Annotated in this window: 20 protein-coding genes and 1 other RNA gene; 12 read left to right on the forward strand and 9 right to left on the reverse strand. The window is 33.0% G+C overall.

The window, feature by feature from the left end; genetic code table 11:
• Window positions 1-8: 8 nt before the first annotated feature.
• The 4 genes from BUA99_RS12440 to BUA99_RS12455 all read left to right on the forward strand — a co-directional run bounded on the left by BUA99_RS12440 (window position 9) and on the right by BUA99_RS12455 (window position 4,651).
• Entirely contained in the window at window positions 9-629 is a 621-nt protein-coding gene (locus BUA99_RS12440; protein ID WP_072992848.1) for a phosphatase PAP2 family protein, read from the forward strand.
• A 361-nt stretch (window positions 630-990) separates the two neighbouring features.
• Window positions 991-2,970, forward strand: coding sequence for a heavy metal translocating P-type ATPase (locus BUA99_RS12445; protein ID WP_084673548.1), 1,980 nt, complete (start codon window positions 991-993; stop codon window positions 2,968-2,970).
• A 78-nt stretch (window positions 2,971-3,048) separates the two neighbouring features.
• The gene (gene bshA / locus BUA99_RS12450) at window positions 3,049-4,182 is read left to right on the forward strand and encodes an N-acetyl-alpha-D-glucosaminyl L-malate synthase BshA (RefSeq protein ID WP_072992850.1); all 1,134 of its coding nucleotides are present in this window, start codon (window positions 3,049-3,051) and stop codon (window positions 4,180-4,182) included.
• A gap of 40 nt (window positions 4,183-4,222) precedes the next feature.
• Window positions 4,223-4,651, forward strand: a complete 429-nt coding sequence (locus tag BUA99_RS12455; RefSeq protein ID WP_072992852.1) for a protease complex subunit PrcB family protein — start codon at window positions 4,223-4,225, stop codon at window positions 4,649-4,651.
• Between the two features lie 57 nt (window positions 4,652-4,708).
• Here the strand turns inward: BUA99_RS12455 and BUA99_RS12460 are convergent, their stop codons facing one another.
• Window positions 4,709-5,212: a hypothetical protein gene (locus tag BUA99_RS12460; RefSeq protein WP_072992855.1), complete on the reverse strand. Its 504-nt coding sequence runs from the start codon at window positions 5,210-5,212 to the stop codon at window positions 4,709-4,711.
• Window positions 5,213-5,423: 211 nt separating this feature from the next.
• Between BUA99_RS12460 and aroC the strand changes: the two genes are divergently transcribed.
• The 3 genes from aroC to BUA99_RS12475 all read left to right on the forward strand — a co-directional run bounded on the left by aroC (window position 5,424) and on the right by BUA99_RS12475 (window position 9,201).
• Entirely contained in the window at window positions 5,424-6,485 is a 1,062-nt protein-coding gene (gene aroC, locus BUA99_RS12465; protein ID WP_072992858.1) for a chorismate synthase, read from the forward strand.
• On the forward strand, window positions 6,482-7,771 hold the full coding sequence (locus BUA99_RS12470) for a dicarboxylate/amino acid:cation symporter (RefSeq protein WP_072992861.1): 1,290 nt from the start codon (window positions 6,482-6,484) through the stop codon (window positions 7,769-7,771). Before aroC ends, BUA99_RS12470 begins: the two co-directional genes overlap by 4 nt.
• Window positions 7,772-7,920: 149 nt before the next feature.
• Window positions 7,921-9,201 (forward strand): dicarboxylate/amino acid:cation symporter, encoded by a 1,281-nt coding sequence (locus BUA99_RS12475; protein WP_072992865.1) that lies wholly within the window; start codon window positions 7,921-7,923, stop codon window positions 9,199-9,201.
• Window positions 9,202-9,366: 165 nt separating this feature from the next.
• On the opposite strand, the gene BUA99_RS12480 is transcribed toward BUA99_RS12475, so the two are convergent.
• Together BUA99_RS12480 and BUA99_RS12485 are read right to left on the reverse strand one after the other, a co-directional pair.
• Window positions 9,367-10,620: a DEAD/DEAH box helicase gene (locus BUA99_RS12480; protein ID WP_072992867.1), complete on the reverse strand. Its 1,254-nt coding sequence runs from the start codon at window positions 10,618-10,620 to the stop codon at window positions 9,367-9,369.
• Window positions 10,621-10,747: 127 nt separating this feature from the next.
• On the reverse strand, window positions 10,748-11,788 hold the full coding sequence (locus tag BUA99_RS12485) for a formimidoylglutamase (RefSeq protein WP_072992869.1): 1,041 nt from the start codon (window positions 11,786-11,788) through the stop codon (window positions 10,748-10,750).
• A gap of 91 nt (window positions 11,789-11,879) precedes the next feature.
• On the opposite strand from BUA99_RS12485, the gene BUA99_RS12490 reads away from it, so the two are divergent.
• Window positions 11,880-12,764, forward strand: a complete 885-nt coding sequence (locus BUA99_RS12490) for a hypothetical protein (RefSeq protein WP_072992872.1) — start codon at window positions 11,880-11,882, stop codon at window positions 12,762-12,764.
• A gap of 50 nt (window positions 12,765-12,814) precedes the next feature.
• On the opposite strand, the gene hutI is transcribed toward BUA99_RS12490, so the two are convergent.
• On the reverse strand, window positions 12,815-14,053 hold the full coding sequence (hutI, locus tag BUA99_RS12495; RefSeq protein WP_072993041.1) for an imidazolonepropionase: 1,239 nt from the start codon (window positions 14,051-14,053) through the stop codon (window positions 12,815-12,817).
• A 10-nt stretch (window positions 14,054-14,063) separates the two neighbouring features.
• Window positions 14,064-15,140 (reverse strand): glutaminyl-peptide cyclotransferase, encoded by a 1,077-nt coding sequence (locus BUA99_RS12500; RefSeq protein ID WP_072993043.1) that lies wholly within the window; start codon window positions 15,138-15,140, stop codon window positions 14,064-14,066.
• Between the two features lie 88 nt (window positions 15,141-15,228).
• On the opposite strand from BUA99_RS12500, the gene ffs reads away from it, so the two are divergent.
• The 3 genes from ffs to fsa all read left to right on the forward strand — a co-directional run bounded on the left by ffs (window position 15,229) and on the right by fsa (window position 17,241).
• Window positions 15,229-15,326: signal recognition particle sRNA small type (gene ffs / locus BUA99_RS12505), an RNA gene on the forward strand.
• Window positions 15,327-15,408: 82 nt separating this feature from the next.
• Window positions 15,409-16,212, forward strand: a complete 804-nt coding sequence (locus BUA99_RS12510) for an SDR family oxidoreductase (protein ID WP_072992875.1) — start codon at window positions 15,409-15,411, stop codon at window positions 16,210-16,212.
• 372 nt (window positions 16,213-16,584) lie between these two features.
• The gene (gene fsa, locus BUA99_RS12515) at window positions 16,585-17,241 is read left to right on the forward strand and encodes a fructose-6-phosphate aldolase (RefSeq protein WP_072992876.1); all 657 of its coding nucleotides are present in this window, start codon (window positions 16,585-16,587) and stop codon (window positions 17,239-17,241) included.
• A gap of 73 nt (window positions 17,242-17,314) precedes the next feature.
• On the opposite strand, the gene BUA99_RS12520 is transcribed toward fsa, so the two are convergent.
• Window positions 17,315-18,784, reverse strand: a complete 1,470-nt coding sequence (locus BUA99_RS12520) for an MFS transporter (RefSeq protein WP_072992878.1) — start codon at window positions 18,782-18,784, stop codon at window positions 17,315-17,317.
• A gap of 545 nt (window positions 18,785-19,329) precedes the next feature.
• Here BUA99_RS12520 and BUA99_RS12525 point away from each other — a divergent pair.
• The gene (locus BUA99_RS12525; protein WP_072992880.1) at window positions 19,330-20,949 is read left to right on the forward strand and encodes an ABC-F family ATP-binding cassette domain-containing protein; all 1,620 of its coding nucleotides are present in this window, start codon (window positions 19,330-19,332) and stop codon (window positions 20,947-20,949) included.
• A gap of 456 nt (window positions 20,950-21,405) precedes the next feature.
• Here BUA99_RS12525 and BUA99_RS12530 read toward each other — a convergent pair whose 3' ends face one another.
• From BUA99_RS12530 to BUA99_RS12540, 3 genes are read right to left on the reverse strand one after another with little or no spacing between them, the layout of a single operon-like run.
• A complete protein-coding gene (locus BUA99_RS12530) occupies window positions 21,406-22,479 on the reverse strand; it encodes an alanine/ornithine racemase family PLP-dependent enzyme (protein WP_072992882.1) in 1,074 nt (357 codons plus the stop codon).
• Entirely contained in the window at window positions 22,479-23,630 is a 1,152-nt protein-coding gene (gene alr, locus BUA99_RS12535; RefSeq protein ID WP_072992883.1) for an alanine racemase, read from the reverse strand. The genes BUA99_RS12530 and alr overlap by 1 nt, the downstream gene beginning before the upstream one ends.
• Entirely contained in the window at window positions 23,620-24,762 is a 1,143-nt protein-coding gene (locus BUA99_RS12540) for an amidohydrolase (RefSeq protein ID WP_072992885.1), read from the reverse strand. Before BUA99_RS12540 ends, alr begins: the two co-directional genes overlap by 11 nt.
• Between the last annotated feature and the right edge of the window lie 4 nt (window positions 24,763-24,766).

A 24,766-nucleotide genomic window follows, 5' to 3' on the forward strand; every position in this document is an offset into this window, starting at 1 on the left:
AAAATAATATGGAATTTAAAATTTCAAAAGAAAATTATTTTACGCGGAATATATTTTTAGTTATCTTTTTGCTTTTTACTTTTATCACGAATTCACAAAATTTTGATATTAATACATTACGAGATATTAATTTAAATAGAAATAGTTCGTTAGATCCCACATTCAAAACTGTCACAAATAGCGTTGTACCAATAAGTCTAGGTACTCCAGTTATCATTTACGCGGTGGGACTTATCAAAAAAGATAGCACTGTAAAAAAGCAAGCAATATTTATTGGTGAAACATTTTTAGTATCAGCATTCATCACTACCGCTTTAAAACAAATTGCAAAAAGAGAACGACCATTTAATAAATATTCTGACTTAGATCAAGCAACTTCAGCGACAGGATATTCATTTCCTTCCGGCCATACCTCTACAGCCTTTGCAACAGCAACATCTTTAAGTATGGAATATCCAAGATGGTATGTAATTGTACCATCATTTGTATGGGCAGGAGCTGTAGGATATTCTAGAATGCACTTAGGGGTCCATTATCCATCTGATGTTATTGCAGGAGCAATTATAGGAAGTGGATCAGCATATTTAAGTTACAAAGTAAATAAGTGGATATACAAAAGGAAAATTTAAAAAATGAAAAGGCGATATTTATGTTATTCTAGATATAATAGTTTTTTAAAAATGCTATTTAATTTTTTCTTTCAAAGTTTTCTGAGCATAATTTGGCATTAATTAGAATATATTTAAGAAATCATTTTACACATATAATTATGAATTTTACTTATGAATTTGATTTCTTGTTTGTTTAATTTCGAACCAGAATTGTACGATTTATAAAGTAGTAGTGGATTCAGAATACAGGTTTATAAATCATTTTTTTTATCTTGGAACATTGATGTAAATTTTTCAAACAGAATTTCGATTTCATTAAATAAAAAAAATAAATATACCACATTCGCATTGAGAGAAAGACGATTCAAATAAGAATAATATGTTAAATAAAAAAAATGAAGATTCGTCTTCTGGCTGTTGCTCCTTAGATCTAGAGTCAACTAATCACATTGAGCACAGCGACAATGATGGTCATAATCACGATCACAACAATTTTGCTGGAAGTTTGACTCAATTATTTTTACCTTCAATTATCAGCGCTATTTTATTAGTGACAGCTTTATCATTTGATAATTTCTTTCCTCAATCTTGGTTTGATGGATGGATTAGAATTGTTTGGTATATAGTTGCTTACATTCCAGTAGGACTTCCAGTATTTAGGGAAGCTTTACAAAGTATGAGAAAGGGCGATTTCTTTTCTGAATTCTTTCTTATGAGTATTGCTACTTTCGGCGCTTTTGGTATTGGCCAATATGCTGAAGGTGTGACTGTAATGCTATTTTACGCTATTGGTGAGCTTTTCCAAACATTAGCTGTCAAAAAAGCAAAATCCAATATTAAATCACTGTTAGATGAACGACCAGATGAAGCTACAGTTATAGAAGGGCAGACCGTTATTCTAAAAAAAGCAGCATTAGTTAATATAGGTGAATTTATTGAATTGAAACCAGGAGAAAAATTAGCACTTGATGGCATTTTAGTTTCAGATCAGGCTACTTTTAACACAGCTGCTTTAACTGGGGAAAGCAAACCTGATTCTAAGTTAAAAGGCGATGTGATTCTTGCTGGAATGATAAATTTGAATTCTGTGGTCCGTGTCGAAGTAACTACAGCTTTTAAGGATAGTAAATTATCTAAAATTCTAGAAATGGTGCAAGAGGCAACCACTAAAAAAGCACCTACAGAGTTGTTTATTAGGAAGTTTGCCAAAATTTATACGCCTATAGTCGTATATCTTGCTTTAGCGATTTGTCTTGTTCCAATATTATTTGTAGATAATTATATATTTAAAGACTGGCTGTATCGAGCACTTATTTTTCTTGTAATTTCCTGTCCTTGTGCATTAGTTATTTCTATCCCGCTAGGTTACTTTGGCGGAATTGGAGCAGCAAGTAAAAACGGAATTTTATTTAAAGGCTCTACATTTTTAGATCTTATGGCTGCGATTCAAGTTGTGGTGATGGATAAGACGGGAACTTTAACTCAGGGCGTTTTCAAAGTTCAGCATGTGGTTGCCGTTGGAATCACTCAAGAGGAATTAATAAATTACACCGCTGCAATTGAATCTAAATCTACACATCCCGTTGGTTCAGCAATTATTGAATATGCTGCTTCTAAAAATAATAGTTTTGTTGTATCGGATGTAAATGAAATTCCTGGATTAGGACTTAAAGGCGTAGTGAATAATAAAGAAATCTTGGTGGGAAGTCCTAAGTTAATGCTTAAGTATAAAATCGAATACGATACCACACTTGATGCAATTCCTTACACGACTATTGTAGTAGCTATAAATCAAAAGTATGTTGGCCATTTTATTATTGCTGATCAAATAAAAGAGGATGCTAAAAATGCGATTGATAGTTTACATAAATTAAAGATTAAAACTATAGTTTTATCTGGAGATAATCAAGCTGTCGTTGATGCTGTAGCTAAAGATTTAAATATTGATCAAGCTTTTGGTGATTTATTGCCTGAAGATAAAGTCGAAAAGGTAGAAGCTTTAATAAACCAAAAATATAAAGTGGCATTTGTGGGTGATGGTGTCAATGATGCTCCGGTTATAGCTCTCGCAGATGTAGGAATTGCAATGGGCGGTTTAGGCAGTGATGCTACAATTGAAACTGCTGATATTGTGATTCAAAATGATCAGCCAAGCAAAATAGTAACGGCAATAATTATTGGAAGAAAAACAAAACAAATAGTCTGGCAAAATATTACTCTTGCTTTTGCAGTGAAATTACTTGTCTTAGCACTTGGAGCAGGAGGTTTAGCTACAATGTGGGAAGCTATTTTTGCTGATGTGGGCGTAGCTCTACTGGCAATATTAAATGCTGTGAGAATTCAAAGAATGAAGTTTTAAACAAAAATGACTTTTAACTTAAAATTGAATAGCATTTCACTGCTATTTTAGTATTTTCGTTATCATTAAATTAAATACATGAAAATTGCAATAGTTTGTTATCCCACTTTTGGCGGTAGTGGTGTTGTCGCTACAGAATTAGGGCTAGAATTAGCACGTCGAGGACATGAAATCCACTTCATAACCTACAGTCAACCAGTTCGATTAGCTCTTTTAAGCCCTAACGTGCATTACCACGAAGTAAATGTTCCTGAATATGCATTATTCCATTATCAACCGTATGAACTGGCTTTATCAAGTAAATTAGTTGATATGGTTAAGCTATATAAAATAGAACTGCTTCATGTGCATTATGCAATTCCACATGCCTACGCAGGTTATATGGCTAAACAAATGCTAAAAGATGAAGGTATAGATATTCCTATGGTTACAACCTTACACGGAACTGATATAACACTTGTTGGTAATCATCCGTTTTATAAGCCAGCAGTTACATTTAGTATTAACAAATCAGATTTTGTTACTTCGGTTTCCCAAAGTTTAAAAGAGGATACACTGAAGTTATTTAACATCACTAATGAAATTGAGGTTATTCCTAATTTTATAGAATTGAATAAAACTGAAAAAGAGGTCGATTCTCCCTGCCAGCGCTCCGTTATGGCTAAACCAACGGAGCGTATTATAACTCATATAAGTAATTTCAGGAAAGTGAAAAGAATTCCTGATGTTATTAAGATTTTTTATAATATTCAAAAAGAAATTCCTGCTAAATTAATGATGGTGGGTGATGGTCCTGAAAAAGAAAAAGCAGAGTATTTATGTCAAGAATTAGGAATTGAAGATAAAGTCATTTTTTTTGGGAATAGTAATGAAATTGACGAAATTTTATGCTTAACTGATTTATTCTTGCTTCCCTCAGAGACAGAAAGTTTTGGGTTAGCTGCTCTTGAGGCGATGGCGTGTGGAGTTCCAGTTATTTCAAGTAATTCAGGCGGATTATCAGAGGTTAACTTTCAAGGAATTTCAGGATATCTAAGCGATGTAGGTAATGTAGAAGAAATGGCTGAAAACGCATTAAAAATTTTAGGTGATGATACAACTCTTTTCCGATTTAAAGAAAATGCACTAGTCGTTGCAAAACAATTTGATATTAAAAACATTTTACCACTTTACGAAGCTTTGTACCAAAAAGCAATTAATAAGTATAAATAAGTCATTTCTATTCAGAGTGACATTATTAATCGCATCACAAATGAAAAAAATCATTTTTCTTTTTACAGTGGGAATTTTATCTTCATGCAGCACAACTACTTTAAAAACCGTGAGTAGCAATAAACTCTATGAAATATTAAATCAGCAATCGTATGGCGGAGCAACTATTCAATTTTACGAAATTTTATCTGAAAGTAATGAAATCAAAATGCTTCTTAATGACGAAAATTTAAAACGAAAAATTACTCCAATTGATGTTCATCAAGCTAATTTTATTATTTTAAATATGGGCGAAAAGCCTACGGGAGGATATAGTATTGGGATTGACAATGTAGAGGAAACGGTTGATACAATTGTTATAAAAGTTAAAATTATTAATCCAGAGGCGGGTAGTATAGTTACTCAATCGCTTACAACTCCTTTTTGCGTCGTTAAAATAAATTCTAAAAAGAAAATTATATTCATATAAAAAAAATTGGCTGTTCACATAATGAACAGCCAATTTTCTATATAATGATTGCGAAATTTAGAACTGATATCTTAAAGATAACGCAACATCTGATCCGTAGTTATTTTTATAATAACCGCTTCCTCCAAATTCTGGTCGGAAATCTAAAGAAACAAGTAATGGAAAATCAAAATTATATTCTATTCCAATATCTCCAGCTGCGAACGCAAAAGTATCATTGTAAGAATTATTATTATCATCATAACTGTAGCTTCCTACACCACCACCAACACCTGCGTACCAGTTGAAACCACCATCAATATTCCAAACCCATTGATACAAACCTGTTAATTTTATAGCTTGGTCATCGTAATTTTTATTGTTATAGTTACTTCTATTTCTCCAACCTAAATCCAATTCTAGTCGGTTATTAGATGACAATGCTCTTTGATAAGAAAGTTCACCACCAAAACCACCACTATCACCAAATCGTAATCCAATAGCATTTTTAGAAATGTCCTGAGCTTGAGCTGCAAATGTTAATCCGATCAACATAATTGCAGATGCAATAATTTTTTTCATAAGTCTGTTTTTATTTATGCAAATATAGTCTTTCACTTGAAGCTAAATTTTTATAATTTAATTTTTAATTTGTATAATTTCCACTATCTGACGCTACAGGAGAACTACAAAGGGTCAAAATCAATATAATTATAAGCAGTTACGTAAAACTTTAAAGTTTATACTTTTAAACTTTGATGTAAAGTGGTACTTTTGGTAAAAACTAATAATAATGGCAGGAAATAGCTACGGAACATTATTTAGACTCACAACTTTTGGAGAATCTCATGGCGAGGCTTTAGGTGGAATTATAGATGGATGTCCATCAGGGATAATAATAGATTTAGAGGCAATTCAATTAGAAATGTCGCGCAGAAAACCAGGTCAATCTGCAATAGTTACGCAGCGGAAAGAGCCAGATGATGTACAATTTTTATCTGGAATTTTTGAAGGTAAAACGACCGGTACGCCAATAGGTTTTATAATTCCGAATACAAATCAAAAATCAGATGATTACTCACATATAAAAGATAATTTTAGACCTAGTCATGCTGATTACGTATATGAACAGAAATACGGAATTCGTGACTACAGAGGCGGAGGACGAAGTTCTGCTAGAGAAACAGCAAGTAGAGTAGTAGCTGGAGCGATTGCTAAACAAATGTTACCTAAAATTAAAATTAATGCTTATGTTTCTTCGGTTGGTCCATTATTTCTAGAAAAACCATATCAAGATTTAGATTTTTCGAAAATTGAAGATAATCCAGTGCGTTGTCCTGATCCAGAGATGGCAATTGTAATGGAAGATTATATACGTGATATAAGAAAACAAGGTGATACCGTTGGTGGAACAGTAACTTGCGTTATTCAAAATGTACCAGTAGGATTAGGTGAACCTGTTTTTGATAAACTTCATGCTGAACTAGGAAAGGCAATGTTATCAATCAATGCTGTTAAAGGTTTTGAATACGGTAGCGGCTTTTGTGGTGCAAAAATGAAAGGTAGCGAACACAATGATTTGTATAACACTGACGGAACTACCAAAACTAATCTTTCAGGAGGTATACAAGGCGGAATAAGCAACGGAATGGATATTTATTTTCGTGTTGCATTTAAGCCTGTTGCAACAATTATGCAAAAACAAGAATCACTAGACAATAAAGGCAATATCACTGAGATGACTGGAAAAGGTCGTCACGATCCTTGTGTTGTTCCACGCGCTGTGCCTATCGTTGAGGCAATGGCTGCTATTGTATTGGCTGATTTTCACTTGATAAATAAAACTTTGAAATGAAATTAGCTTTACATTGGAAAATATTGATTGGGATGATTCTCGGCCTGCTGTTTGGAATATTCATGAAGAATATCGGAATGGTGGGTGCCGTAACTGATTGGATAAAACCTTTTGGGACAATTTTTATTAACCTTTTAAAAATGATTGCCGTTCCACTAATTGTGGTTTCATTAATAACTGGACTTGCTGATTTAAAAGACATTTCAAAGTTGTCCAAACTAGGGGGAAGGACAGTAGCTCTTTATTTATTCACGACAGTTACTGCAGTTTCTATTGGTCTTGTGCTAGCAAATGTAATAGAACCAGGAAGCTATATTAATGAGGTTTCTAGAGATACTCTTTTAACAAGCTTTACAGGTGATGCTAATGCAAAAATTCAGCTGGCAGAGTCGGCTAAGAATCAAGGACCACTGCAGCCATTAGTTGATGTTGTACCAGAGAATTTCTTTCAGGCATTAACGGATAACGCAAGTATGCTAAAAGTAATTTTGTTTACAATTCTGTTAGGTATTGGAATCATATTAATCGATGAAAAAAAATCGAAGCCTGTGGTTGATTTTTTTAAAGGTTTAAATGAAGTTATTCTCAAGATAATTGATATAATTATGCTTGCAGCTCCAATCGGAGTTTTTGCTTTGATGGCTTCATTAATGGTAGAAATCCCTGATTTTACAACTTTAGGAGCCTTAGCTATTTATGGATTGACCGTGGTAATTGGACTTATGATAATGACCTACGTAGTTTATCCTACGCTACTTTATAGTTTTACTAAAGTTGGACCAAGACGTTTTTTCTCAGCCATTGCTCCAGCTCAATTACTTGCTTTTTCAACTAGTTCTAGTGCGGCAACTTTACCTGTAACTTTAGAACGAGTTACGGAACATTTAGGAGTTGATGAGGAAGTAACAAGTTTCGTTTTACCACTTGGAGCAACTGTAAATATGGATGGAACCAGCTTGTACCAAGCTGTTGCAGCAGTATTCATTGCTCAAGCTATGGGGATTAACTTGGATTTAACTACTCAATTAATGATTGTAGTTACCGCGACTTTAGCTTCAATTGGTTCAGCGGCCGTGCCAAGCGCCGGAATGGTAATGCTTGTTATTGTTTTAGGTCAAGCTGGAATTCCTGAAGCTGGATTAGCTTTAATATTTGCCATTGACAGACCTTTAGATATGTGCAGAACTGTTGTAAATGTTACGAGTGACTCAGCCGTGGCAGCTATAGTTGGAAATTCAGTTGGAAAATTAAGAAAGCCTGCAGAAATAGAAGAGCGGGTGCTCTAATTTATTATTTTGTAAAATTTTCTGGATATTACTATTTAAGCGTAAAATATCTAATTAATTGTTTTTTTATCAATATTATTTATTCCCTATTTGATAGTTAAGAAAAGAATAGTACTTTCGGTGCGAATTTAACAATTAACATATTATTAATGAATACTTTTACCGATAAGAAAACATCGTTTATTTCTGGATTAACTGGTCAAATATTAATAGCAATGGTTTTAGGTGCTATTTTAGGAATTGTAATCCACAATACAATTTCTCCAGAAGATGCTCAAGCATTTAGTACTAAGATTAAAATTTTAGCAACAGTCTTTATAAGGTTAGTTCAAATGATAATTTCACCTCTTGTATTTACCACATTAGTTGTAGGTATTGCAAAACTAGGTGACATAAAAGCGGTTGGAAGAATAGGAGGGAAAGCGATGGGCTGGTTTTTTACAGCTTCCTTTATTTCTCTATTATTGGGAATGTTTTTTGTGAATGTTTTAAAACCTGGAGTTGGGCTTAATTTACCTAGTATTGATCTGGCTTCCGCTTCAGAGGTTACTGCTAAAACTCAAAACATTTCATTCGAAAATTTCATAGAGCACATCGTTCCCAAGAGTATATTTGAGGCAATGGCAACAAATGAGATTTTACAAATTGTAATTTTCTCTATTTTCTTCGGTTTAGCCGCAGCTTCACTGGGTGAGTATGTAAAGCCAGTTACTTATGCTTTTGAAAAAATATCACATATTATTTTAAAGATGGTTAATTATGTGATGAAGTTTGCACCGATTGGAGTTTTTGGCGCTATAGCTGGAGTCTTTGCGGTTCGTGATTTTCAGGAATTAGCTATTACATACTTCAAGTTTTTTGGTTCTTTCTTAATTGGAATTTCCTCTCTTTGGGTAGTTTTAATACTTGTGGGGTATATTTTTCTAAAAAGTAGAATGACGATTTTACTTAAACGAATTGTGAGTCCATTAATAATTGCTTTTGGAACGACAAGCAGTGAAGCTGTATTTCCCAAATTAACGGAAGAGTTAGAACGTTTTGGGGTCAAGGACAAGATTGTATCATTTATGTTGCCATTAGGGTATTCCTTTAATCTTGATGGAAGTATGATGTATATGACATTTGCGAGTATTTTTATTGCACAAGCATATGGAATACATTTAGATATTGGAACACAAATGACTATGCTTTTAGTTTTAATGTTAACTAGTAAAGGAATAGCTGGTGTACCGAGAGCTAGCTTGGTTGTTGTTGCAGCAACTTGTGGAATGTTTGATATTCCCATTGAGGGAATCGCATTAATATTACCTATAGATCATTTTTGTGATATGTTCCGTAGTGCAACTAATGTTTTAGGGAATGCATTGGCGACATCTGTTGTAGGCAAGTGGGAAGGTGACGCTGAAATTGCTGAGACTATCGAATCTTAAAAATATGCACTTTAAAAAAAAGCCTGTTTGTAATGTACAAAACAGGCTTTTTTTTTGACATTAAAGAATAGATGATCTATACTTTTAGATTTGATATGCCTTTAGACTACAATTTTCAAAACAACTATTAAAATATTTAAAAAAAAATGCTGAAGTAAAGAAATTTTAATACCAACGCTTTTTGTTTTGCTTGGAAACTTCTGATTTTCTTGACTTATGGGCAGCGCCACTCCTGTTCGAGCTACTTTGTTTAACTCCTGGAGCCGTTTCTGGGCTTCCTGAGTGCCAACCGTAAGGGTGATCACTTACTATTTTAACATTGACCTTTATTAATCTTTGAATATCTTTCCAGTATTGATGTTCATCTTTTCCACAAAAAGAAATGGCAACACCATCATTACCAGCACGTCCCGTTCTGCCTATTCTATGGACATACGTTTCAGGGATATTAGGGAGGTCAAAATTAATTACATACGGCAATTGATCAATATCAATTCCTCTGGCTGCAATATCAGTAGCCACAAGAACATTAACTTCTTTGTTTTTAAAACCATCTAAAACACGCTGTCTTGCATTTTGAGATTTATCGCCGTGGATCGCCTCAGCGGCAATATCATGTTTACGCAATGCTTTTACAACATTATCAGCACCATGTTTAGTTCTTGAAAAAACTAATACATTAGATAAATTCTCATTTTTAATTAAATGATATAACAAGTTTCTTTTTTCTCCTTTTTCAACAAAGTATACGCGTTGTTCTACATTTTCGGCAGTCGATGAAACTGGTGAAACGCTAATCGTCTCCGGATCTTTTAAAAACATTTCTGCTAATTCTCTAATAGCCATTGGCATAGTTGCAGAGAATAAAAGTGTTTGTCTATTATTAGGAGTTAATTTTACAATTTTTTTGACATCATTTATAAATCCCATATCGAGCATTTGATCCGCTTCATCTAAAACTAATGTATGTAAATGATCTAAATCGATAAAACCTTGCTTAACTAAATCCAGCAATCTTCCAGGAGTTGCAATTAAAATATCGATACCTTTTTTCAACATTTCCACTTGCGGAACTTGAGAAACACCACCAAAAATAGTGAGTTGCACTAAGTTGGTGTATTTTGCGTATTGATCAAAATTTTGACCTATTTGAACTGCTAATTCTCTTGTGGGTGTAATTACTAATGCCCGAATTGGACTCGCTTTTTTTGATGAACCTACAATTCTGTGTAATTGATGAATAATAGGTATTGCAAAAGCAGCTGTTTTTCCTGTTCCTGTTTGCGCACATCCTATCATATCACGTCCCGATAAAACGATTGGAATTGATTGTTCTTGTATGGGAGTTGCTTCTACATAGCCTTGCTCAAATACAGCTCTTTGTATACTTTTTGAGAGTGATAAATCTTCGAATAACATATTTTAAGTTTAAATATCATGTAATAAGTACATGTAAAGTTAGACAAAGATATGATTATTATTTTTGGTGATTATTCTTTGTTTGGCACCTAGCTTTATTACGTAGGTTTTTGATGTGTAAAAGTACTTAATCTTGAATCGATAAATTGGATTTTATAAAATCAGTAATTAAATATCCTATTAATTTACCTATCAAATGGTTGTTTTTCTCCTCTCCTAAATCTGGTGCGCCTTCGCAAATATGCAAATAGGAGGCGTTTTTATTTTTCCCAAAATATGATATAAACTGACGAAGCTGTTCAATTGAATAACCGCTCAAAGTCATAGCACTACTAGCAATATTAGGAATTGCATCCAAGTCAATCTCAATTCCGAAAAAATCATTACCTATAAATTCTAAAGCTCTCTCCATTTCTGGATCAAATTGCTTTTCTCTTCTAATAGCAACACTATCATAAGTATTGTATCGAACGCGATCTTCTATTTTTTTTATAATATCTAAAACGCTTTTTGAAACATAATTTTCATGTACGCCAAATATGAAATATTTTTTAAGAAAACCCTCTTCATAAGCGTAAGAAAATCCATTTCCACTGTGACGGCCTTCAAGAATCCTAAAATCAGAATGTGCATCAAAATTGATTGCATTTATTGATTTTCCTTTGGCAAGAGCCGCACCTTTTATATTTCCATAAGAATTGTTGTGGCCACCACCAATCACAATTGGTATTTTACCAGATTTAACAATGCTAAAAATGATATGTGCAACGTCCTTATCTATTTTAGCGACTAATTGACTTAGCTTAAATCGATCGTCAATATCATTAAAATTTAAAAATTGTACTTCTTTCATAAGTTCAGCTACGTCTAATTGTCCTAAAATTATAATTTGGCTTCCTTTACAAAAACGATTATGTTGTATATTCGCAATGCTTTTAATAGCATTTTCCCAAGCAGATGCAGTTCCTGGTCTTCCAAAATTTGCTCTCACGCCTATGTCTTCAGGGATTCCAAAAAGTACGAATTTTGCATCACAATCTTTTACAAATTCAAGATAGTCAGCATCAATAGGTATCGTTAGCATTTTCTCGCCAAATTTTATTTCACCACTTCTGTGATTCGTAATTCTTGAGAGATCGTTAATTATAAAAGGAATGATTTTTTCCATCAAAGAAATATTTTTATCCAAAAATACTATAATTGTATAAAGTTCCGTTGTTAGATGGTTATATATTATTAAATTTGAAAAAAAAAAGCAGATGGAAAATCAAAAAAGTAGTTCAAGTCTCAAGGCGGTAATAGCAGTTTTAGCTATTTTATTAGTGGGGAGTTTAGTTTATATCTATAAAATGACATCGGAAGCAGACACGGCAAAAACCGAATTAAACTCTACAATGACTGAAAAAGAGTCAGTAATGAAAGATCTACAAGATCTAAAATCTACTTATGATGCAGCTATTTCAGAAAATACTTCAATGTCAGATGAGTTAATTCAAGAAAGAGATAAAGTTGTAAGTTTAATGTCTCAATTAAGCAAGTCAAAGGGTGATGTTGCTTCCTTGTCTAAATACAGGACGCAATTTAACTCTCTCCAAGCGAATATGAAAGTATTGATGACAGAGAATGAAAATCTAAAATTGGCAAACACAACATTGACCACACAGCGTGATAGCACAGTTGTGGTTCTAGGAGAGTCTAGGAAAAATGTTGAGGCGTTAACAGGACAAAATGAAGAACTTTCTAAAGCGGTAGAAATGGGTTCAAAATTAACAGTTTTGAATACAAGAGGATCAGCTTTTAAAGTACGAAGCTCAGGAAAACAAATTGAAACAGATAAAGCAAGTAGAGCTGATGTTTTAAGAGTAAGTTTTACAATTGCTGAAAATGCGATTGCAAAATCAGGTGCTAAAACTTTTTATGTTCAGGTTATTGATGGTAAAAATAATGTTATGGGAGACAAAAACACTGAGAATTTTGGCGAGAATACATTGACTTACAGTTTTGTAACAAATGTTGAATATGAGAACAAAACCATGCAAGTGACAAAAGACCTAAAAGGAAAGGATTTTGTGAAAGGAACTTATTTTATTAATATTTTTGACAAAGGTCAACTCGTTTCTAAAACAAGTTTCAATTTAAGGTAATTTTTTTATAATTTTAAATAAAAAAAGAGGAACGTTATGTTCCTCTTTTTTTATGAAATTTTTTTTCCTTCAATAAATACCAAATCAATTAAATTACTACCAAAAGCATACGGTAATTGGTAATATGAGGAAATAGGTTTCGTTATTATAAGATTTGCTTTTTTACCAATTGTTATGCTTCCATGAGTTGCTGAAATTCCCATGGCAAAAGCACCATTTAATGTGGCAGCGTTTATGGCCTCCTCGGGAGTCATTTTCATTTTAATACATGCTGTTGCAACCACAAAATTCATATTCCCTGATGGAGTAGAACCTGGATTATAATCTGTAGCTAATGCTAATGGTAATCCTGCCGTAATCATTTCTCGTGCTGGCGTATAAGGAATACTTAAAAAGTAAGAACAAGAAGGTAACGCCACTGGCATTGTAGCGGTTTTTTTTAAAACTTCAATATCAGCTGTGGTCATTAACTCGAGATGATCTATAGAAAGTGCATTATGTTTTACCCCAGCTTGAACTCCACCAATTGAATTAAACTGATTAACATGTATTTTTGGCTTTAAGCCAAAAATAATACCCGCTTTCATAATTTGTTCTGTCTCAGCAACAGTAAAATAGTCAGTTTCACAAAAGACATCTATAAAATCTGCCAACTTATATTTCGCAATTTCCGGAAGCATTTCATTTATCACCGAGTCTATATATCCTTTGCGATTAGTTTTAAATTCTAGTGGAATAGCATGTGCGCCAAGAAAGGTAGCTTTAATAGTTATAGGATAATTTTGAGCTAGTTTTTGAATGATACGAAGCATTTTTAATTCTCCCTTAACCGTTAGACCGTAGCCAGATTTAATTTCAACTGCTCCAGTTCCCAAACGCATTATTTCTTTTAATCGGATTTTTGACTGTTCGTAAATCTCTTTTTCGGATGTTTCATTAAGTTTTTTTGCTGAATTCAATATTCCACCACCACGATTAGCAATTTCGTTATAAGTAAAACCATTTATTCTATCCACAAATTCTTGTTCACGGTTTCCAGCATATACAATATGTGTGTGGCTATCACACCAAGCTGGCAACACGATTTTTCCAGTAGCATCAATAATTTTATCCGCTTTTATTTCAGTTAGATTTTTCATCTCTCCGAAATCGGCAATTAAATTATCTTGTAATAGTAAAAAAGCATTTTTGATAGTTGGCAAAACAGCCATTTCTACCCCAGAAACTTTGGCGATCGAAGTGTCTCGCACTTGCAGCAATTCTTTGATATTGGTAATTAATGTAATCATTTTAAAAAAATTAGTCTGAAACTTTAATTTCAAACATTTTATCCCAATTCTTTCCAGTCACAAAAATGGTTTTAGTTTTTGGGTTATATGCAATTCCGTTTAATACGTCATTATCAGGTAATTGAGAAACTTTATTTTTTAAATCAGTTAGATTTATAATAGCTTCCACTGCCCCCGTTTGAGGATTAATAACAGCAATGGCGTCTTTTTGATAAATATTCCCAAAGATTTTTCCATCAATCCATTCTAATTCGTTGATCGATTTTATTTTTGTTTCATAGGAGTAAACATTGATAAAATCAATTTCCTTAAGTGTTTGTGGATCTAATTTCCATATTTTTTCCGTCCCATCGGATTGGTATAAGTACGTCCCATCGTTTGTAAGGCCCCAGCCTTCTAATTCACTTTTAAAATACGGAAATGTTTTTTCTTTTTTAAAAGTATCGGCGTTGTAGATATATCCCTCATTGTTTTGCCAAGTCAGTTGATACACTTTATTATTTAGGATTGTGATTCCTTCACCAAAATATTGATCCGCAAGTTCTACTTTCTTATATACTTTTCCTGTTTTATAATCTGTTTTTCTTAAACTTGATATCCCTCTTTTTCCTGTAGCTCCGCTTCCGTTTCCTGTACCTTCATACAATGTGTCACGATAAAATTCTAATCCTTGGGTGTACGCTTCATAATCATGAGGGTACGTATTAACAATTGTGTATTTTAATAGTCTAGGTTTTACATTAGAAACAAGTTCGACTCTCGAAGCCGCTTCGCTATTTTCTCCTTCAAAATAAACCAGCGCTTTTAAGTTTTGATACCCTAGCTTTTGATCTTTTAATGTAACTGTTAGTTTTTCAGTGTCTATTTTTGAACCTATTTTTTTGTCATTTATATAAAATATAATGCTATCAATTACTTTTTTGTTGGGGTTTAAAACAGCTAACTCTAAGGACTCTTGCGGCTGATATTGCTCCTTAAATTTGGTAGTGTCAATTGTAAATATAGAATTTTCTCCTTTTTTTGTGTCGCCACAATTGGCTAATGTTATTCCTAATAAAATGACAGATAGGAAGTTATATTTTTTCATAGTTTTAAAATTTGATAGAACAATATACAACGTTAATTTATAGCTGCAAAGGTATTGCAAAAATATAAAAAGTGTTGTACATTTGCACTGGCAAGTCCTACACGACCAGCTCCTGCAGACTCCCCCAGGATGGGAACATAGCAAGGGTACGTGGTTGAGCGGTGCGATGTAGGTCGCTTGCCATTTTTTTTAAAATACAGTTAATAATAGTCTTCCTTTAGGAAGATTTTTTTATTTTTGGACGTTTCGCATTCTTAAAAACAGTAAAATGAGTAGAGTAGTTCTTATTACAGGCGGTTCATCGGGAATAGGTAAATCTATTGGCGAATTTTTGCATAATAAAGGTTTTACTGTTTATGGAACTAGTAGAAATCCAGAGCGAATATTGAATTCAGTTTTTCCTTTAGTGTCTTTAGATGTTCGAAATGTAGATTCAATTCATTTGGCTGTGGCCAAAATAATAGCTACATCTGGAAGACTAGACATTGTTATTAATAATGCGGGTGTTGGAATTACAGGGCCTTTAGAAGAAATTCCGATGGAAGAAATCAAAAATAATTTTGAAACTAATTTTTTTGGGCCTATCGAGGTCATGAAGGCCGTTTTGCCGATAATGCGTTTTCAAAACTCAGGTTTAATAATTAATATAACTTCTATAGCTGGATATATGGGTTTGCCTTACAGAGGCGTTTACTCTGCTGCAAAAGGTGCTCTTGAACTGATTACGGAAAGTTTGCGAATGGAAGTTAAATCCTTTGGTATAGAAATCACAAATGTTGCTCCGGGCGACTTTGCAACTAATATTGCGGCTGGACGTTTTCATGCGCCGGTAACCAAAGGTTCAGCTTATAAAAATGCATACGGGAACACTCTAAAAGCTTTGGATGAGCATGTTGATGCGGGTAGCAATCCTAACGAGATGGCTGAGGCTGTTTACAATATTATTCAAGATCCTAGTCCAAAAATTCATTATAAAGTGGGTGCTTTTATGCAAAAATTTTCTATTGTTTTAAAAAGAATCTTGCCTGACAAAGTATATGAAAAAATGTTAATGAATCATTATAGATTATAATTACGGGAAAAATAGAAAGCTTTTTGCCTCATTTAGCACCTTTGTTATTACTTGTTTTATTCGGTTTAATACTCTTTAGAGTAGTTAGATGGATTAATACTATTATTAGTAACAATGAACTTTACAAAGAAGATATGTTGAATGTGCTTGAAGAAATTAGAGATGAACTCAAAGAATTGAATAAAAATAATTTAGTTAAGTAAATATAAATTGTAATTTTGTGCGGAATTTGCGTAAGATTTGACATTATGAGAAAAACAGCCAGTGGCGATTTAATATTTTACTCTTGCGTAAGGGATTAAAGCGGGAACGGAAAGCCCGGCCCTTGGGTCACGCCCCGAGAATTAAAAACACACAATTAAACTATATAATATGAAATTTTTTATTGACACGGCTAATTTAGCTCAGATTAAAGAAGCACAAGCATTAGGCGTTTTGGATGGCGTTACAACAAATCCGTCATTGATGGCTAAAGAGGGAATTACAGGTAAAAATAGCATTTTGAAACATTATGTGGATATTTGTAACCTGGTTGAAGGTGATGTGAGTGCTGAGGTAAACGCTTTAGATTATGATGGTATGATCAAAGAAGGAGAAGAATTAGCCGACTTACACGAGCAAATTGTTGTCAAATTACCAATGACTAAAGAAGGTGTCATGGCAGCAAAATATTTTTCGGATAAAGGAATCAAGACAAATGTAACTTTAGTTTTTTCTGCTGGACAAGCGTTATTAGCTGCAAAAGCAGGAGCAACTTATGTTTCCCCATTCATAGGTCGTCTCGATGATGTTTCTACAGATGGTTTAGCTTTGATTGAAGAAATTAGATTAATTTATGACAACTATGGCTATGAAACGCAAATACTAGCTGCTTCAGTTCGTCACACCATGCATATTGTAAATTGTGCTAAAATAGGTGCTGATGTTATGACAGGACCACTTTCCGCAATTTACGGATTGTTGAAACATCCATTAACTGACATAGGATTAGCGCAATTTGTAGCTGATTTTGAAAAAGGAAATAAATAAGAACCATTCATTTTACTCAAAAAAAAATCCGACTTGCTATATTGCAAATCGGATTTTTTTAGTTTGTAGATCATTAGTGTCCGCTGCCTTTACTCTTAATTTGGTATATTCCTTGTTTTTGTAATATTTTAGGACAGTAAAAACCATAAAATGCTAAGTAGGCAAAACCAGCTAAAGGAACTACATAGGAAAAGTGTGTATATGAAATTCCTAATATTCCGCTTGGATTTGTTAAGTCTAAATCACAAATTGCACCTTGAATAAGGGGAATTATTCCACCGCCTAGAATCATCATAATTAAAAATGAAGACGCTTTTCCCGTATTTTTCCCCAATCCAGCAATAGCTAAATCGAATATTGATGGCCACATAATAGATAAAAATAGACCACCTGAGATGAAGAAAAATTTTGCAGTCTCAGTATCAGTGACTACTAATCCAGCAAACATCATTGCTAATCCAGAGAGTCCAAAAAGCATTAATGTTTTTCCTGCGTTTTTTCCGCCAACGAAACTAACCGCTATAAAAAGTAATATCCATAGGGGATAAATATAAAAAGCTGAAACATCATGAGCAGCAAAAATGTTTGCTCCTATAATTACTCCAAATGCTAATGCTGGCACTATAAATTTAAGGGCTGTATTGACTAAATTTGTTGTGTTGAAAACATTAACGCCTCCATTCCACCTTCCAATCATTAAACTTCCCCAATATAAGGCGATGAAAGGCGAAATAGCATCTTCTAAAATTCCACCAAACTCTTTAGTATGCAGTAGTGCTGGTAAATTACTAATTATTGTTACTTCTGTTCCTACATATATAAAAATTGCCAACATTCCTAAATACAGTTGTGGATAATCAAATATTCGAAAAGTTGAAGGTGCATCATCTATTTTTGCCTCTTCTTGTTTAGCTGGATCTTCAATTTTAGAAAAATACATAAATATTGCTACAGCTATAAATGCCAAACCTAGAATTATAAAAGGTAGTTTAATATCTTCCAGTGAAAGATTAGTTTTTTTATTATCTCCCATCCCAAACAATGCAATAGCAAGTATGATTCCACCCATAGTCGTTCCAAACGAATTTAAACCTCCCGCAAGTGTTAAACGGTGTGCGCCAGATTCAGGGCTCCCCATTTTTATTGCTAAAGGGTTAGCTACAATTTGTTGAATAGAAAATCCTAAGCCTACTGTAAATAAAGCGGTAAGAAAGAAGGGAAAACTTTCCATAGTTGCAGCCGGAATAAATAAAAATGAGCCTACCGCTGAAAGGAGTAAACCTGCCGATAGTGTTTTTTTGTAACCAAATTTTTGTAGTACATCTGACCTTAAAGAAACCAGAAAGAAAATAAGTGATCCTACAAAATAGGCAACATAAAATGCCCAAGCTACTAATTGAGATTGAAGTTGGGTTAAAGTGAATACTTTTTTAAATACTGGAATCAAAATATCATTGGCAGAGCCAACAAATCCCCAAAAGAAGAACACTATAATTAAGGATATAAACTGTCCCCATTTTGTCTGCACGTTTTCTGAATTCATAATTGTAAGTTCGTTATATTTTATAGAAGACCGTAAATATATTTGTAAACTAAATTAAAAAAAAATAAAATAGAATAAATGTGACTAAAATTGTAGAATAATCATTTTTTGAAACAATACACTATTTTAATTTGTTTAATTATGAAGAATTATGAAATTAACTGCGGCACGTATCGCATATTTAAAACTTTATTATTCATTTTCAGTAAAAAAAAAGAGATTTATTTTTCTTTGTTTTTAACTTATTGCATCCTTAACGTTTATAATTAACACATCCAGTAGATTGATATTTATATTCAACTTTACAATAACTACTCAATAATTGAATAACCAAGGGAGTACAAGTCTCTTTAAATTTATCGCTTAGCTAATGCTATTTGTATAGAATTTGGTAACATTAAAGAAGACAAAATAACCTTTAAAGCTCTTATAATAAACAATCAAATTTATCTACATGGAAAATAGTATAAATGTTTGGGTACTTCCGTTTAAATATATTCTCTATTTTTTTCGTACTTTTGCACAAATTTTATAAAAAGATATTCATGTTAACAGTAAATAATTTATCAGTTCAGTTTGGCAAAAGAATTTTGTTTGACGAAGTAAATACGACCTTTACCCACGGTAATATATATGGAGTTATTGGAGCTAATGGTGCTGGAAAATCTACTTTTCTTAAAATAATTGCAGGTGAAATGGATCCTACTTCAGGACATATTCATTTAGAGCCAGGAAAACGTATGTCGGTTTTGAATCAAAACCACAACATGTTTGACGAGAGCACCGTTCTTGAAACTGTTATGATGGGCAATAAAACCCTTTACGCAATCAAGAAAGAAATGGATGCTTTGTACTTAGACTACAATGATTCAAATGCTGATAGAATAGGGGAGTTACAAGTACAATTTGAAGAAATGAATGGATGGAATGCTGACTCGGATGCGGCTTCTATGCTTTCAAATCTTGGCATAAATGAGGAGTTTCATTATACTTTAATGGGTGATTTAGAGGGAAAAATTAAAGTACGTGTACTTTTGGCACAAGCCTTATTTGGAAATCCTGATTTGCTAATTATGGATGAGCCTACAAATGACTTAGATTTTGAAACCATTGCATGGTTAGAAAATTTCTTGGCTAATTATGAAAATACTGTAATTGTAGTCTCTCACGATAGACACTTTTTAGATTCAGTGTGCACTCATATTTCTGACATAGACTTTAGTAAGATCAATCACTATTCAGGTAATTATACTTTTTGGTATGAATCAAGTCAATTAGCCGCAAAACAACGTGCGCAACAAAATAAGAAAGCAGAGGAAAAGAAACAAGAATTAGAGGAATTTATTCGTCGTTTCTCTGCAAACGTTGCCAAATCTAAACAAGCTACTTCTCGTAAAAAAATGATAAGTAAGTTGAATATTTCAGAGATAAAGCCATCAAGTCGCCGTTATCCAGCAATTATTTTTGATCAAGAGCGCGAAGCTGGTGATCAGATCTTAAATGTTCAAAATTTAAGTGCTTCGATCGAAGGGGAGATTTTGTTTAAAGGTGTTGATTTAAATATGGCAAAAGGAGATAAAATTGTTTTATTTTCTAAAGATTCCCGAGCTACGACTGCTTTTTATCAAATATTAAATGGTAATCAAAAAGCAGATTTAGGAACTTATGATTGGGGTGTAACCACCAATCAAGCCTATCTACCCGCAGAAAATCACGCTTTTTTTGAAAGTGATGATACACTTGTAGACTGGTTGCGTCAATGGGTGAAAACAGAAGAAGAACGTGATGAAGTTAATATTAGAAGTTTTCTTGGTAAAATGATTTTTTCTGGTGAGGAAGCTCTAAAAACTTGTCGTGTACTGTCAGGAGGAGAGAAAGTACGTTGTATGTTATCGAGAATGATGATGGAAAGAGCTAACGTTTTAATGTTAGATGAGCCTACTAATCACCTAGATTTAGAATCTATAACAGCTTTTAATAATTCATTGAAGAATTTTAAAGGTTCGGTAATTTTCACAACTCATGATCATGAATTTTCTCAAACGGTCGCAAATAGAGTAATTGAATTAACACCAAATGGTGCCATTGATCGTTATATGACATTTGATGATTATCTTGATGACGAAAAAGTAAAAGAATTAAGAGTTAAAATGTATTCAGTATAAATGCTATTACAGATGTAAAAAAATCTCCCGCATTTAGGGAGATTTTTTTTGCTACAGCTAATAAATTTAATTTTTATAGTCCTAGATATGTTAATTTAAATTAACTATCAATTATTTAAAACTATTAATATCAACATGCAATAGTTTAGACTAATCTGTTACTGATTTTGCTGCTTTATAAAATATGCAGTATTTATGACTGATAGAATTGCTCAATAATTCTAGAAGTTTTTCAAACGGATTCTACTTTATTTGAAGTTTCATTAATAAAATTAGCAGGTAAAAACAGAAAATTCTCTTAAAAATATTTTTTTTACTGCAGGTATTGATTTTTGTTTTGTATATGGATCAAAAATTAAAGCATTCTAATTGAAGTGTGCTATTAGTCTATTAAACAATTTCAATTAACATATATTGATGTAAGAGCAATTATTTCTGTATCTAAAAAACTCTAACCTACTCAATAGTTTTTTCAATATAATCTGAACTTAATAAGTATAAAGCGCCCATATATCTTATTTTGAAAGCAACTAAATCACCAATTTTATAAGTTTTTTTAGAATTTGAAATATCAATGACAAGCATGTCAGAACTGGCGTCAACAATAGTAATATCTGCATCATCTGACTCGAGGTATTGCGGTTGCATATCTAGTAAACCAATATCTAAGATAGCTCTTAGAGACGTTATGCCTAAGTCGGTTACATCATTCATAGAAAACGAATTCCCCGCTACATTCTCTCCTAATTCTCCCGTTGGTGTATTTGGTTTTTCAGTAATTTCTATGATTTCTGCAAATAGTTTAAAAACATCATTATGCATTCCTTCTATAGTATCTCCGGTAAATAAATCTTTACCAAAAAAAAGTGCTTCCCCAATTCTAAAATGATTGACAGCCATAGGTCTTGCATTTTTTAGAATTAACGGAATGGCTACTGAGGTCCCGCCGGAAACAAATGGAATACTAATGTTAAATTTTGCTTCGATTAATTGCTTGTACAAACTCAATTGTATTAACTTATCTTGGGTGGGCATTACGCCACTCAAACAATTTAAATTGGTGCCAATTCCTGAAATTTCTATGTTAGGCATTTTTAAAATTGTTCCATAAAATGCAATTAATTCTTCGCCCATAACGCCTTCACGAAGATCACCCATTTCAATCATAATGATGACTTTATGAATTTTATTTTGCTTAACTGCTTCGTTAGATAAAAGTTGAATTGTATAAATTTCAGTATTAAAACTAATGTCCGCATATTTAACAATACTTTCAATACTTCGTTTTGCAGGAGGTTTTATATAGACGGTTTGGATATCTGGATCTAAAGCTTTTACTTTTTTAAGATTGCTGACTCTGGAATCGTGAATTTCTCGAACGCCAAGAGCGATAATTTCTTTTAAATAAATTTTGTTACCACAAAGCAATTTAGAAACTACGCCCCATTGAATATTTCTAGATTTAAAAATGTGATCTAAAAAGGCATAGTTTTCTTCAAGTTTTTTTCTATATAATTTTATAAAGGCCATTATTCTATAATTTTTCGTGGAATCGCCGTAGAAATTCGAGTTAATAATTCGTAATTGAGTTGGTTACTAAAATCACTGAAGGAGGCAACGGTAACTGAGAGTTCTTCTTGTGTTCCTATTAAAACCACTTCATCATTTTTCTTTGCTAAATTAATATCAGTAACATCAACGGTCATCATATTCATATTTACAGACCCTATAACTATACATCGCTGGCCATGAATAAGAACGCGACCCTGATTGCTTAATGATCGGCTATAACCATGGCTGTAGCCAATGGGTACCGTGGCGATATTCATCCTTCTTTTAGCCATAAAGCTAGTTCCATAACCAATAAAATCGCCTGTATTTACACTTTTGACACTCATTATACTACTTTTCCAACTAATAACGCGCTGTAATGGATCAATTTTATTTTTCTGAGAGTGTAAATAGGTTACAAAAACTTCTGGACTTGGCCACAAGCCATATTGTATAATTCCGATGCGAATTAAATCCATTCTTGCTTCGGGAAACATAATTGATGCCGCAGAGCAAGCAGTATGCCTAATTGTAGGTTTTAAATCATTCCTGCAAAATTGCTCATAAACTTCTTCAAAAGTCTCAATTTGCTTGCTTACGCGTTCATGATTTACTATACTTTCTGCACCAGCGTAATGCGTGCAAAGTCCTTTAAAGTGTAAATGATTGATCTGCGTTTTGATAATGGAAATAACAGTGTTTATTTCATTTTTATCAAAACCAGTTCTGTTCATTCCAGTTTCAACTTCAATGTGTATTATTGCTTTTTTTGCTGCTTTTTTAGCAGTCTCTACTGCATGCTCTAAGCGACTTTTATCGAATACAAAGAACTCTACATTATTCTCAACAACCCATTTCATTTCTTCATCTTGCACTAATCCCATCACGAGAATAGTTGCTTGATTTTGAAGTGTTTTTTTGATTTCTTTTGCTTCCTGAACATCGAAAACAGAGAAATGATTTACGCCACATTGAAATGCCATAGTAACAAACTCTGCAATGCCATGTCCGTAAGCATTTCCTTTTACTACCGATGAAAAGATTACTGTCTTACCAAAATTTTTCTTAATAAAATCAATATTATTCTGATAAGCTGAGCGATTTATTTCAATTATTGAATTAGTATGCATTTGTAATTTCTTTACTGATTTGATGGAACATATTTACTCCAGTGCCTATAATTTCATCTGGAAAATCATAATCAGGATTATGTAAAGCGGGAGTATTTAATCCAGAGCCAAGTCCAAACATAGCGCCAGAAAAATGTTGCGTAAACAATCCAAAATCCTCTCCCCACGTAAATGGATTTTCTTTTTCCAAAACTAAGAAATGATTTATTTTTGCTGCTTTCCTAATAATTTCCACTGCTTTGTCATCATTAAAGTTAGCCTTGAAATTTTGAATCCAGCTCAACTTACATTTCAAAGCATATTTTAAAGCTATAGATTGAACTAAAGTTTCTAACGTTTTTTCAAGAATTTCCATTTGTAAATTGCTATCACTTCGAACTGTAAAATGAATTTCTCCCACGCCTGCAGAAACGCCATAGGCCATAGTACCCATCTTTATAAAGATAGGAGTGATTACGCAATAATTTTTTTGAGAATTATCAGCTTGAATACGAGCGTTAAATTCTGTTATAATTTCAGCTATTGCTAGTGATGGGTTAATTCCTTTTTCAGGTTCGCCTGCGTGAGACGTTTTGCCTTCCAAATGGATTATCATGCTATTGACCGCACATGTAAAAGTGCCGTTTTTTACTACTATTTGATTTGTCAAATATCCAGGCAAGTTATGCAGTGCAAAAACATAATCAGGTTTAAGAACTTGAAATTTAGAATCAAAAAAAACTTTTTCAGCGCCAGAGCCATCTTCCTCCGCAGGTTGAAATAACAAAATTACAGCTCCTGTTTCTGGTTTATTTTTATGCAACTTAACTGCTAAGCCGCATAATATAGAGATATGTCCATCATGCCCACATTTATGAGAAACTCCTTTGTTTACAGATTTATGCTCAAATATATTTGTTTCTTCGATTGGTAAAGCATCCAGTTCACAACGAAATAAAACTGTTTTTCCAGGTTTTTTACCTTTGTAAATAGCAGCAAAACCAGTAGTTCCCAATTCAGAAATAAGTTCGTCTGGAGCATAATTTTGCAAAAAAGATTTTATGCTTTTCCCAGTTTCAATTTCAGTACCAGAAACCTCGGGATATTTATGCAGTTCTTTTCGTAGTTCAATTAGCTTTTTAAAATTTTCCATTTAA

Source organism: Flavobacterium segetis (genome assembly GCF_900129575.1).
Classification (GTDB): Bacteria; Bacteroidota; Bacteroidia; order Flavobacteriales; family Flavobacteriaceae; genus Flavobacterium; species Flavobacterium segetis.